Genomic DNA, 13373 nt, shown 5'->3' on the forward strand with positions numbered 1-13373 from the left:
AGGTCGACCAGCTGCTTACAGGCGGCTGGCGATGGCCTTGGCGAAGCTCATGGTGGTGCCGGTGCCGCCGAGGTCGCCGGTCAGCGAGTCCTTGGCTTCCATGGTGGCCACGATGGCCTTGCGCAGGCGCTCGGCGTTTTCCGGCTGGCCGACGTGGTCCAGCATCTGTGCGGCCGCCAGCAGCAGCGCGCACGGGTTGGCCTTGCCCTGGCCGGCGATGTCCGGCGCGGTACCGTGCACGGCTTCGAAGATCGCCGCGTCCTTGCCGATGTTGGCACCCGGGGCCAGGCCCAGGCCGCCCACCAGGCCGGCGCACAGGTCGGAGATGATGTCGCCGAACAGATTGGTGGTGACGATCACGTCAAACTGTTCCGGACGCATCACCAGCTGCATGCAGCAGTTGTCGACGATCATTTCCTGGAACTCGATGTCCGGGTACTGCGCGGCCACTTCACGGGCGACGTTCAGGAACAGGCCCGAGGTCGACTTGATGATGTTGGCCTTGTGCACGGCGGTGACCTTCTTGCGGCCGACGCTGCGGGCCAGCTCGAAGGCATAGCGCACAATGCGCTCGGAGCCCTTGCGGGTGATGCGGGTGCCGGAGAAGGCGGTCTCGCCATCGGCCGACACTTCCTGGCCTTCGGCGAGGTACGCACCTTCGGTGTTCTCACGCACGGTGATCAGGTCGACGTTGTCGAAACGCGACTTGGTGTTCGGGAAGGTGTGGGCCGGACGCACGTTGGCGTACAGGTCGAAGTGGCGGCGCAGGCTGACGTTGATCGAGGTGAAGCCACCACCGACCGGAGTGGTCAGCGGGCTCTTCAGCGCCACCTTGTTGCGCGCGATCGATTCCAGGGTCACCGCCGGCATCAGGTCGCCGTGCTTTTCCAGGGCCACCAGGCCGGCGTCGGCGTCTTCGTACTCCAGGCCAGCGTTGAGCTGGTCGAGCACGAACAGGGTGGCGTCCATGATTTCCGGGCCAATGCCGTCGCCGCGGATGACCGTAATTTTCTGCGTCATTGATCGATGTTCCGAACAGGGGGAAAAACGCCGTCCGGACGTGCCCGGAAACGCCGGCGCAAAGGAAGTTTCACCCGCAATTATGCCTTAGCCGGGCCCGGCTACCCAAGTAGACCATGGTCCTGACCCCGGCAAAGGCATAATTGCCCGCGCATTCCTCCTCTACCCCCGCCTGTCGGCGCGCCCCTTCAACAAGAAGGGGCTTTTGGGCGGTTGGATCGCGGGAAATGCCCCGGTGCGCGGCCGTGATCCGGTAGCGCCGGGCCATGCCCGGCGGCTTTTCGTTCAGGTCTCCGCCGGGCATGGCCCGGCGCTACCTCAGTGCTCGTGCGCTTCGGGGGCGGCGGCGCCCCCTTCGAGCTGGTCGAGGAAGTCGACCGCGCGGCGCAGGTGCGGGATCACGATCGAGCCGCCCACCACCAGGCCGACCGAGAAGGTCTCGAAGAACTCTTCGCGGGTCACCCCGGCGTCCTTGCACTGGGCCACGTGGTAGCTGATGCAGTCGTCGCAGCGCAGCACCATCGAAGCCACCAGGCCCAGCAGCTCCTTGGTCTTCACGTCCAGTGCGCCGGCCTGGTAGGTCTGCGTGTCGAGCGCGAAGAAGCGGCGCACGACCTGGTTCGGTTCGCCCAGGATGCGCTCGTTCATGCGCTTGCGGAACTCGGTGAACTCGGCGATGCGGTCCTTGCTGCCGTCGTCGGCCGCGCTCATGCCTGGCCCTGCCCGGCCAGCAGCGGCTCGAGCTTGCCTTCACGGTGCAGGGCCATCATGTCGTCGTAGCCGCCGACATGGACATCACCCACGAAGATCTGCGGCACGCTGGTGCGGCGGGTCAGCGCCATCATCTTCTCGCGCTCGACCGGGTCCAGGTCGATGCGGACCTCGGTCCACTGCTGGCCCTTGCTCTTCAGGAAGTTCTTGGCGGCCACGCAATACGGGCAGACGGCGGTGGAATAGATGGTGATGGCGGGGGCACCGCCGGCGGTCTGGGCTGTCACGGGAAACTCCACGATGGATCGACGGTCTACATATGGTACCGGTGCGCTGGAATTTCCACGCCACCGCCGCAACACTGTGGATTAACGAATGGTTGCGCCATGCCCTGCCACGCTGGGCGCGCCCTGCCCGAGGACCCCCTGCTTGCGAGCCCTGCTGCTGACTACCGCCGTCACCCTGGCCCTGGCCATGCCGCTGGCCCAGGCCCAGGAGAAGCTGCCCGACATCGGCTCCTCGGCCGGCGAGCTGCTGACCCCGGCGCGCCAGGCCGAGTACGGCGCGATGATGCTGCGCGAGCTGCGCAACTACGGCTACCTGCTGGACGACCCGCTGGTGAACGACTGGCTGCAGACCATGGGCACCCGGCTCGGCTCCAACAGCGACCAGCCACGCCAGCCGTACACGTTCTTCGTGATGAAGGACCGCCAGATCAACGCCTTCGCCACGCTGGGCGGCTACATCGGGGTCAATGCCGGCCTGGTGCTGACCGCCGAGCGTGAGGACGAGGTCGCTGCGGTGCTGTCCCACGAAATCGCCCACGTCACCCAGCAGCACGTGCTGCGCGGGGTCGAGCGCGCCCAGCGCGACCAGATTCCGATCCTGCTGGGCATGCTGGCGGCGGTGGTGGCCGCCCAGGCCAGCAACAGCACGTCGTCCGGCAACGCGACGATGGCCGCGATCAGCTCGGGCATGGGCCTGATGCAGCAGCGGCAGATCAACTACACCCGTTCCAACGAGTCCGAGGCCGACCGTCTCGGCATCCGCACCCTGTCGCGCAGCGGCTACGACGTGGATGCGATGGCCGGCTTCTTCGAGCGCATGTCGGCGGCGATGCGCGGCAACGAGGGCGGCTACAGCGTGCCGGAGTTCCTGCGCACCCACCCGGTCAACATCACCCGCATCAGCGAGGCCAAGGCCCGCGCCGAGCAGATGAAGAAGGACACGGTGCTGCTGACCACCAGCACTCCCAGCGGCGAGCGCAAGGAGCGGGTGAATCCGGCCGACCCGGGCCTGGCCGAGCCGCTGCTGCGCGGGAACAACCCGTTGCTGCCCGGCAGCGTGCTGCGCATTCCGATGGGCCAGCTGGCCCGTGGCGCCAGCGGCGACTTCGAGTGGGCACGCGAGCGCCTGCGGGTGCTCAGCGCCGATTCCACCACCGAGCTTGAGCGCGAGTATGCGGACATGGCCAAGCGGCAGAAGGACGGCCTCAACGACGCCCAGCGCTACGGCCAGGCGCTGGCGGTCATGCGCGGCGGCCGCAGCGGTGCCGCGCAGGCCCGGCAGACCCTGGCCAGCCTGCTGCAGACCCGTCCGGACAACCTGTGGCTGGCACTGGGCCTGGGCGAGGCCGAATCACGCGCCGGGCTGGGCGCACAGGCCAACACCCGTTTCGAGCAGCTGCTGCGCGAGCACCCCAACAGCCGGCCCGTGGCCCTGACGTACGCGGAGATCCTGAACGAACAGGGCACCCGCGAGGCCGGCCAGCGTGCGCAGGCCATGCTGCGGCCCCTGCTGTCGCAAAGTGGTAACGATCCGGTCTTCCAGCAGCGATACGCCCGTGCCAGCGAGCTGGCCGGCGACAGTGTCCGCGCCAGCGAAGCCTATGCCGAGGCCGCCTTCCTCAGCGGCCGCCCGGAGCAGTCGCTGATGCAGCTGCAGGCGCTCAAACGCAACCCGGCACTGGACTACGTGGGCCGGGCGCGGGTGGATGCGCGCATCGAGGCGATCACCCCCACCGTGCTGGAACTGCGCCGCCAGGGCGTGCAGGACCCGGACCTGGACCGCCGCTGAGCGCTGCATGACCGGTCGATGGCAATCCCGACCGGTTCCGGCCAGACAGTCACAAACATGTCATCAAACCGTAGTCTACTGGCACCACTCCAGTAACCGAGCCCTACGGTGTCCTCGTGCAGAAACGCATCCTGATCGTCGATGACGAGCCCGCGATCCGTGAAATGGTCGCCTTCGCCCTGCGCAAGGGCGATTACGAACCGGTCCACGCCGGCGACGCCCGCGAGGCCCAGACCGCGATCGCCGACCGCGTTCCCGACCTGATCCTGCTGGACTGGATGCTGCCCGGTACCAGCGGCCTGGACCTGGCCCGCCGCTGGCGCAAGGAAACCCTGACCCGCGAAGTGCCGATCATCATGCTGACCGCCCGCGGCGAAGAGAACGACCGCGTAGGCGGCCTCGAAGCCGGTGTCGACGACTACGTGGTCAAGCCGTTCTCGGCGCGCGAACTGCTGGCCCGCATCCGTGCGGTCATGCGCCGCGCTCGCGAGGACGACGAAGACGGCAGCGTGGCGGTCGGCCCGATCCGCATCGACGGCGCCGCCCATCGCGTGTTCGCCAACGACCAGCCGGTGCCGATCGGCCCGACCGAATACCGCCTGCTGCACTTCTTCATGACCCACCCCGAGCGCGTCTACACCCGCGCCCAGCTGCTGGACCACGTGTGGGGCGGCAGCGTGTACGTGGAGGAGCGCACCATCGACGTGCACATCCGCCGCCTGCGCAAGACGCTGGAACCGTTCAACGCCGAGAACATGGTGCAGACCGTGCGCGGCGCCGGTTACCGCTTCTCCACTGCCACCTGAGTCTCGTCGTGCCGGCGCCGCGCACCTGCGGGTGCCGGCGCCGGTAACTCTGCTATAACCCTCGGTTCACCCCAGTGAACCGCCGCACCTCAACGACGAGATCGCAATGCCCCGCCACATCCGCTCTGCCTGGTTGAAGACCCTGGCCACCGTTGCCGCGGTACTGCTGTTCTCCGGACTGGTGGGGTGGTTCACGGGTCACCTGTGGCTGTGCATCGCACTGGGCGCACTGGCCACCCTGGCCTGGCATTACTGGCGCCTGCGCAGCGTGCTGCGCCGGCTGACCGCGCGCCAGCGCTGGGACACCGCCGAGGAAGGCACCGGCGTCTGGAACGAGCTGGACCGCCTGCTGTACCGCAACCAGGTGGAAATGCGCGTTCGCAAGCGCCGCCTGCTCGACATGCTGCGCAGCTACCGCGCCGCCGCCGCCGCGCTGCCCGATGCGGTGGTGGTGCTGGACCGCAACAGCCAGCGCGTGCAGTGGTTCAACGAAGCGGCCACCGCCCTGCTCGGCCTGCATCATCCGGGTGATCTCGGCGAGGCGCTGGTCGAGCGCCTGCAGCCGATGCCGCTGGCCCACTGGCTGGCCGGCGGTCGCAACGCCGAGCCGATCCTGGACGTGCCCTCACCGGTCGACCCGGCGATCCGCCTCAATCTGCGCCTGATTCCCTATTCGTCGGACTACTGGCTGCTGATCGCCCGCGACGTCAGCAAGCTGCTGCGCCTGGAACAGGTGCGCCGCGACTTCGTCGCCAACGTTTCACACGAACTGCGCACGCCGCTCACCGTGGTCCACGGCTACCTGGACATGATGGACCCGGAGGATTTCCCGGGCACCGGTCCGATGCTGGAAGAGATGCGCAAGCAGAGCCAACGCATGGCCCAGCTGGTGGAAGACCTGCTGACCCTGTCGCGCCTCGAATCGCAGGAACACAGCGAGGAAGAGACGGTGGCCATGCAGCCGATGCTGGCCACGCTGCGCCGCGAGGCCGAGGCGCACAGCCAGGGCCGCCACCAGATCAGCATCGACGACCTCGCCGGTGTCGACCTGCAGGGTTCGACCAAGGAACTGCACAGCGCCTTCTCCAACCTGGTCACCAACGCGGTGCGCTACACGCCGGCCGGTGGTCGCATCGCGGTGGAATTCCGCCGCGAAGGCGACGGCGCGGTGCTGGCGGTGCGCGACTCTGGTTACGGCATTCCGGCCACCCACCTGCCGCGCCTGACCGAACGTTTCTACCGTGTCTCCAGCAGCCGTTCCCGCGAAAGCGGCGGTACCGGACTGGGCCTGTCCATCGTCAAGCACATCCTCGGCCTGCACCACGCGCGGCTGGAGATTGAAAGCGAGGTCGGCAAGGGCTCGGTGTTTTCCTGCCATTTCGATGCCGACCACGTGCGCCCGCGCGAGTCCGCCCCCCTGACTTCCATCGAAGAATGACGCCATGAGCAGCCTCGGATCCCTCCCCCTCCCCGTGAGCCCGGACAACGATCCGCTGCGCGACCCGGCGCTCTACATCAACCGCGAACTGTCGCAGCTGGATTTCAACTTCCGCGTGCTGGCGCAGGCGATGGACCCGCAGGTGCCGCTGCTGGAACGCCTGCGCTTCATGTGCATTTCCTGCACCAACCTGGACGAATTCTTCGAGATCCGCGCCGCCGCCGTGCGCCATGCGCAGGAATTCGGCCTGCCACCGGCGCCGGACGGCATGAGCCCGCAGGCCATCCTCACCGCCATCCACGACCGTGCCGCCGAACTGGTGGACCAGCAGTACCGCTGCTGGAACGAGACGCTGCGCCCGGCGCTGATGGACGCCGGCATCGGCGTGCTCGGCCGCCATTCGTGGAACCACCGCCAGAAGCGCTGGCTGCGCGCGTACTTCCGCAACGAGATCATGCCGGTGCTGTCGCCGCTGGGCCTGGACCCGGTGCATCCGTTCCCGAAGATCCTCAACAAATCGCTGAACATCGTGGTGGTACTGAAGGGCACCGACGCGTTCGGTCGCGCCGGCCACCTGGCCATCGTGCGTGCGCCGCGCTCGCTGCCGCGCATCATCCAGCTGCCGGAAAAGCTGGGTGGATCGCAGAACTTCGTGTTCCTGTCGTCGGTGCTGTCCACCTTCGTTGATGAACTGTTCCCGGGCATGGAAGTCCAGGGCGCCTACCAGTTCCGCGTCACCCGCAACTCCGAACTGGTGGTGGACGAGGAAGAAGTGGAGAACCTGGCGCTGGCGCTGCGCGACGAACTGGTCGACCGTGGCTACCGGCCGGCGGTGCGGCTGGAAATCGCCCACGACATGCCGCGGGAGATCGTGCGGACCCTGCTGCAGAACTTCGGCCTGACCGAAAACGCGGTGTACCGCATCGATGGCCCGGTCAACCTCAACCGCATCATCCAGCTGTACGACCTGATCGCACAGCCGGACCTGAAGTACCCGCCGATGACCCCGCGCACCCTGCGCGACAGCGACGGCATCTTCGAGACGGCCGCGCGCCAGGATCTGCTGCTGCACCACCCGTTCGATGCCTTCACCGCCGTGCTGGACCTGATCCGGCAGGCCGCGGTGGACCCGAACGTGCTGGCGATCAAGCAGACCCTGTACCGCACCGGCAAGGATTCGCTGATCGTCGACGCACTGATCCAGGCCGCACGCAACGGCAAGGACGTGACCGTGGTGGTCGAGCTGCGCGCGCGCTTTGACGAGGAGGCCAACCTGGGCCTGGCCGATCGCCTGCAGGAAGCCGGCGTGCAGGTGGTGTACGGCGTGGTCGGTTACAAGACCCACGCCAAGATGCTGCTGATCGTGCGCCGGGAGGGCCGCAAGCTGCGCCGCTACGTGCACCTGGGCACCGGCAACTACCATAGCGGCACCGCACGCGCGTACACCGATATCAGCCTGATCACCGCCGATCCGGACATCGGAAACGATGTGCACCTGCTGTTCCAGCAGCTGTCCGGGCTGGCGTCGAAGATGAAGCTCAAGCGCCTGCTGCAGTCGCCCTTCACCCTGCACACCGGCATCCTCGGCCGCATCGAGCGCGAAACGCGCATCGCCGCCGCCGGCCGCCCGGCGCGGATCATCGCCAAGATGAACGCCCTGAACGAACCGCAGGTGGTGCGCGCGCTGTACGCCGCTTCGCAGGCCGGCGTGCAGATCGATCTGATCATCCGCGGCGCCTGCACCCTGCGCCCGGGCGTGCCGGGTGTATCGGACAACATCCGCGTGCGCTCGATCGTCGGCCGCTTCCTGGAGCACAGCCGCGTCTACTGGTTCGGCAACGACGGTGCGCCGGAGATGTACTGCGCCAGCGCCGACTGGCTGGAACGCAACCTGCTGCGCCGGGTCGAGACCTGCTTCCCGATCCTTGACCCGGAACTGGCCAAGCGGGTGTACCGCGAGGTGCTGCAGAACTACCTGGACGACAACCTCAACGCCTGGGAGCTGGATGCCGACGGCGTGTACCACAAGCGCGCACCGGCCCAAGACGAAGCCCCGCATTCTGCTCAGATGGCATTGATGCAGGGCCTCTGATCCGGTACGTGTCGACCAAGGTCGGCGCGTTTGGACTCATCCACGCATGGCGTGGATCTACCGTGTCGACCGAGGTCGACACCCACCAACAGCCGCACAGCACGCCGTAACGGCAGATCGCAGGGAACTGTCGAAGGCGGGGTGGGTCCGGTTGCGGGGGGCCAGATCAGTCCGCGGCATCGATGCCGCGGCCAAGCCCCCAAGGATGGGTTCACGGCGCCCCCCGCAACCGGACCCACCCCCGCCATCCCACGGATACCCCGCTTTTGACGTTGACGTTGCCTCTGCGGGTGCAGGGCGCAGCCCTGCCGCACTCCCTTCTTCCAAAATGTGAAGGCCGCGCGGTGACGAGCACACCGCCCCTTCGGCTAACATTCGCCCATGCCGCATACCACCACGACTCCGCCCGCATTGCAGGATGGCGACCTGCTGGCCGCCATCGACCTTGGCTCCAACAGTTTCCACATGGTCATCGCGCGCTACACGCTCGGCCAACTGCGGGTGATCGACCGCCTGCGCGAGACAGTGCGCATGGCCGATGGCCTGGATGGCAAAGGTGGACTCTCTTCCGCCGCACGGCAGCGCGCGCTGGAATGCCTGGCCCGTTTCGGCCAGCGCATCCGCAATGTGCCGCCGCACCGGGTGCGCGCCCTGGCCACCAATACCGTGCGCCAGCTGCGTTCTCCCCAGTCGTTCCTGGTCCCGGCCGAAACCGCGCTGGGACACGCCATCGAAGTGGTCAGCGGCCGCGAAGAGGCGCGCCTGATCTACCTTGGCGTGGCCCACGCACAACCTCCAAAGCCCGGCCAGCGCCGGCTGGTGATCGACATCGGCGGTGGATCGACCGAATTCATCATCGGCATGGGCATGCAGACCCTGGAGCGCGAAAGCCTGCAGGCCGGCTGCATCGCCAGCACCCGCCGCTTCTTCCCGGGCGGCAAGCTGAGCAAGAAGCGCTGGAAGGACGCGCTGGCCGAGATCGGCCGCGAGTTCCAGCCGTTCGCCAGCAAGTACCGCGCGCTCGGCTGGCAGGAAGCCCTTGGCTCGTCCGGCACGCACAAGGCGATCAGCGAAATCTGCGCGACCATGAAGCTGAGCAAGGGCGCGATCACCGCCGAGGCCCTGCCGCAGCTGCGCGACGAACTGCTGAAAGCCAAGAAGATCGACGACATCCAGTTGCCGGGGCTGTCCAGCGACCGCCGCCCGATCATCGCCGGCGGCATCCTGGTACTGGAGGCTGCCTTCCAGGCACTGGGCCTGCAGAAGCTGCTGGTCAGCAAGGCGGCGATGCGCGAAGGCATCCTGTACGACATCGTCGGCCGCGCCGGTGAGAACGACCTGCGCGATGAATCGGTGGCCGCGCTCAGCCAGCGCTACGGTATCGACACGGTGCAGGCCGACCGCGTGCAGGACACCGCACTGTCACTGCTGGAGCAGGTGCAGGAACGCTGGCAGCTCGATGCCGACGATGCGCGCATGCTCGGCTGGGCCGCTCGCCTGCACGAGCTGGGCCTGATGATTGCCCACAGCGGCTACCACGTGCATGGCAGCTACGTGCTGGAACACTCGGACATCGCCGGTTTCTCGCGGCAGGAACAGCAGATGCTGGCCGCGCTGGTGCGCAGCCATCGTCGCAGCGTACCCCGGACCGCCTTCGACGCCCTGCCCGAGCGCCTGCTGCTGACCGCGCGCCGGTTGGCCGCCCTGCTGCGCCTGGCGGTGCTGCTCAACCGCGCCCATGAAGACGCCCCGCTGCCGGCGCTGGAACTGACCGCCGACGACAACCGACTGTCACTGATCGTGCCGCAGGCCTTCATCGATGCCCGCCCACTGCTGCGCGCCGACCTGATCGGCGAAACCGACGGCATCGCCGGGCTGGGCATCCAGTTCCGGCCGTTCGTGGCCTGACGGCCCGGGCGAGACCCGGGCCGCGCGCAATTCGCGCTGCACCGCAACATCAACCCACCGTCGCTATAGATGCATCTCATCTGCAAGCCCCCGAATTCCTTCACATTTTCATCACCAGCATGACACGTGGTGAATTATTTCGACACGGGCTATTTACAAACTCTTAACTACCGAGACTAGTATTGGGGCACCGGCGCACTTCCGCTGGGCAATTGGGTGCTTTTTTGGGCATCTCCCTACGTCTTTGAGAGAGAGAACGTAATGACTTCACGTACCGTGCTGGGCAAGGCCATTGCCCACGTCCTGGTGACGACCACCGCCGTGGCCGCGCTGCCGGCCTTCGCCCAGGACAGCGGCAACGCTTCGCCGACCAATCTGGATCGCATCGAAATCACCGGCTCGCGCATCCGCCAGGTCGATGTGGAGACCGCCCAGCCGGTGCTGGCAATGACCCGCGTGGACATCGAGCGCCAGGGCTTCAGTTCGGTCGCCGACATCCTGCAGAACGTGACCGCAATGGGCAGCCCGGCGATCAGCCGCGCCAACGCACTGAGCTCGGGCGAAAACACCGGCGGCACCTACATTGACATGCGCAACCTGGGCGCGCAGCGCACTCTGGTGCTGGTCAACGGCAAGCGCCTGGGCATCAGCACCTCGGGCCTGCAGGACGTGTCCTCGCTGCCGGTGTCGGCGGTGGAGCGCATCGAAGTGCTGAAGGATGGCGCCTCGGCCATCTATGGTTCCGATGCGATGGCCGGCGTGGTCAACATCATCACCCGTTCCAACGTCAACGGCGTGACCGCCAACGTCTACCACGGCCAGTACAGCGAAGGGGACGGCGCGCGCGACCGCTTCGACGTGGTCGGTGGCTGGAGCAACGACCGCGTGTCGCTGACCCTGGCGCTGGAACACTCCGAAGAAAAGGGCGTGTGGGCACGTGACCGCTGGTTCAGCAAGTACGGCACCAGCGACCACAATCCGAAGGATCCCTCCAACTGGACCACGCTGAGCCAGTGGGGCCAGATCACCGGCCTGAAGGGCCTGCCGGGCTGCACCGATGCCCGTCTGGGCTGCGGCTACTCGCTCAACCGTGGTGCCGACCCGACCAACCCGGCCAACTACCACCTGACCGATACGACGCCGTTCACCGGCGACGTCAGCAATGCCAACGATCAGATGCACGTCATGTACCCGATCAAGCGTGATTCGGTGTACTTCGATGGCCGCTTCAAGCTGACCGACAGCATCAACCTGCGTACCGAGCTGGGCTACAACAAGCGTTCCTCCGAGCGCCAGATCGCCGGCTACCCGACCCAGTCCAGCTCGGTGTCCATCCCCAATGACCCGAACGCCACTGGCCAGATGTCCAGGGACAGCTACTTCAACCCGTTCGGCAGCCAGCACGGCTACGCCAACCCGACCGCAGTGTCCTGGAACCGCCGCACCTGGGAAGTACCGCGCGTAAGCACCAGCGAACTGAAGACCTATCGCGCGGTGGTGTCGCTGGATGGCTCCTTCGAGATCGGCCAGCGCTACTTCGACTGGGACGTGGGCTATCAGTACAACCGCAATGAGCTGACCGCCACCGCCACCGGCAACCTGCACAAGAAGCGCGTGCGTGATGCCGTGGGCCCGTCGTTCCTCGACCCGGCCACCGGCAAGGTGATGTGCGGCCGCCAGGGCGCGGTCATCGATGGCTGCAAGCCGTGGAACCCGCTGGTGCCGTTTGGCAAGAACGATCCGTACGGCCTGACCGGCAACGAAGAGCTGCTGTCCTGGCTGTTCCCGGCCGAGAAAACCACCGGCCGCACCACCACCAAGAACGCGTTCGCCAACCTGTCGGGCAGCATCATCACCCTGCCGGCGGGCGACCTGGGCTTTGCCTTCGGCGTTGAGAGCCGCAAGGAAGATGGCCAGTACACGCCTGACGCGCTGGCCCAGACCGGTGCCACCACCAACCTGGCCGCTGGCCCGACCGGTGGCAGCTACACGGTGAAGGAAGCGTACCTGGAGCTCAACGTGCCGATCCTGGCCGACCTGCCGGGCGCCAAGGAACTGAGCCTCAGCGCCGCAACGCGTTTCTCCGAGTACAACACCTTCGGCAACACCCTCAACAGCAAGTTCGGCTTCAAGTGGAAGCCGATCGACCAGCTGCTGGTCCGCGGTACCTGGGCTGAAGGTTTCCGTGCACCGACCATCAGCGACCTGTACGGTGGCGGTTCGGAAACCTTCGCGCAGTTCAGCGATCCCTGCGACACCGTGTTCGGCGCTTCCAAGAACAGTCCGGAAGTCCGCGCACGCTGCGCACGCGACATCGCCGATGCCGGCAACTTCCGTCAGCTGCGCCAGGGCAATACGCCGGTGACCACCGCGCAGGACGCAACGCCGACGCCGTTCGTGTCCGGTTCCAATCCGCAACTGACCCCGGAAACCTCGACCAGCAAGACGCTGGGCGTGGTGTGGAGCCCGACCTTCATCAGCAACTTCAACGTTGCGCTGGATTGGTGGAAGATCCGCATCGACAACACCATCGTCGATGACAGCCCGAACCAGATCCTCACCGACTGCTACGAGCAGGGCATCCAGGCACGTTGCAGCCGCTTCACGCGTGATGCGGCCACCGGCATCGTCACTGGCTTGAGGTTCGGCAACCGCAACGCCGGCTTTGCCGAGACCGAAGGTTACGACCTCGACGTCAGCTACCGCGTCGATACCAGCTACGGCAAGCTGAGCGCTGGCTGGACCAGCACCTATGTCAGCAAGAACATTTACCGTTCCACCAACGATACCGGCGTGGTGCCCACCCCGATCAACGGCGTGGCCAACACCATCGGCACCAACACCAGCCTGGCCTTCCGGGTGCGTTCGAACCTGGTGCTGGGTTGGGATATCGGTGACTTCGGCGTCAGCTGGACCGCGCGTTACTACTCCGGCGTGAAGGAGCGTTGCCTCAACGCCACCCGTTACGCGGATGAGTGCTCCGATCCGGGCTTCATGGCCCCGTGGATCAAGGGGACGCGCGATTACAACGAGCGTGGCGCGGTCACCTTCCATGACGTGCAGTTCCGCTACAACCTGCCGTGGGATGCCACCGTGTCGGTTGGCGCCAACAACGTGTTCGGCAAGGAAGGCCCGGTGATGTACAGCAAGCCGAACTCGTCGTTCTCCTACTACGGCGGCTACGACATCGGTCGTTTCATGTACATGAAGTACCAGCAGCGCTTCTGATCCATCCGCGTTGTTGAAGCTCCACGACCACGGCCCTTCGGGGCCGTGGTTTTTTTTTCTGCCCGCAGCGGCCGCGACCGGCGTCATCTGCCGG

9 protein-coding genes are annotated in these 13373 nt (G+C 66.6%); 6 read left to right on the forward strand and 3 right to left on the reverse strand.

Translation table 11 applies throughout. The annotated features are described in order from the left end of the window. Positions 1–15 precede the first annotated feature (15 nt). The 3 genes from AC5P8Z_RS04830 to grxC all read right to left on the reverse strand — a co-directional run bounded on the left by AC5P8Z_RS04830 (position 16) and on the right by grxC (position 2018). On the reverse strand, positions 16–1020 hold the full coding sequence (locus tag AC5P8Z_RS04830; protein ID WP_107229995.1) for an isocitrate dehydrogenase: 1005 nt from the start codon (positions 1018–1020) through the stop codon (positions 16–18). Positions 1021–1338: 318 nt separating this feature from the next. Further along, positions 1339–1731 (reverse strand): carboxymuconolactone decarboxylase family protein, encoded by a 393-nt coding sequence (locus AC5P8Z_RS04835; protein WP_164082272.1) that lies wholly within the window; start codon positions 1729–1731, stop codon positions 1339–1341. Further along, positions 1728–2018 carry a glutaredoxin 3 gene (gene grxC / locus AC5P8Z_RS04840; protein ID WP_049400919.1) on the reverse strand — a complete coding sequence of 97 codons (291 nt, stop codon included), beginning with the start codon at positions 2016–2018 and terminating at the stop codon, positions 1728–1730. Before grxC ends, AC5P8Z_RS04835 begins: the two co-directional genes overlap by 4 nt. A gap of 142 nt (positions 2019–2160) precedes the next feature. Between grxC and AC5P8Z_RS04845 the strand changes: the two genes are divergently transcribed. From AC5P8Z_RS04845 to AC5P8Z_RS04870, 6 genes are all read left to right on the forward strand, one after another. Next, on the forward strand, positions 2161–3807 hold the full coding sequence (locus tag AC5P8Z_RS04845) for a M48 family metalloprotease (protein ID WP_164082273.1): 1647 nt from the start codon (positions 2161–2163) through the stop codon (positions 3805–3807). Positions 3808–3923: 116 nt separating this feature from the next. Then, positions 3924–4613 (forward strand): phosphate regulon transcriptional regulator PhoB, encoded by a 690-nt coding sequence (gene phoB, locus AC5P8Z_RS04850; RefSeq protein WP_005408258.1) that lies wholly within the window; start codon positions 3924–3926, stop codon positions 4611–4613. A 106-nt stretch (positions 4614–4719) separates the two neighbouring features. After that, the gene (gene phoR / locus AC5P8Z_RS04855) at positions 4720–6051 is read left to right on the forward strand and encodes a phosphate regulon sensor histidine kinase PhoR (RefSeq protein WP_087921666.1); all 1332 of its coding nucleotides are present in this window, start codon (positions 4720–4722) and stop codon (positions 6049–6051) included. Between the two features lie 4 nt (positions 6052–6055). Then, positions 6056–8143, forward strand: a complete 2088-nt coding sequence (gene ppk1, locus AC5P8Z_RS04860; RefSeq protein ID WP_495228277.1) for a polyphosphate kinase 1 — start codon at positions 6056–6058, stop codon at positions 8141–8143. 381 nt (positions 8144–8524) lie between these two features. Continuing rightward, entirely contained in the window at positions 8525–10051 is a 1527-nt protein-coding gene (ppx, locus tag AC5P8Z_RS04865) for an exopolyphosphatase (RefSeq protein ID WP_286071079.1), read from the forward strand. Between the two features lie 261 nt (positions 10052–10312). Beyond that, entirely contained in the window at positions 10313–13279 is a 2967-nt protein-coding gene (locus tag AC5P8Z_RS04870; RefSeq protein ID WP_286071078.1) for a TonB-dependent receptor domain-containing protein, read from the forward strand. Positions 13280–13373 lie beyond the last annotated feature (94 nt).

Source organism: Stenotrophomonas sp. YJH_SMC_17, assembly GCF_059371655.1.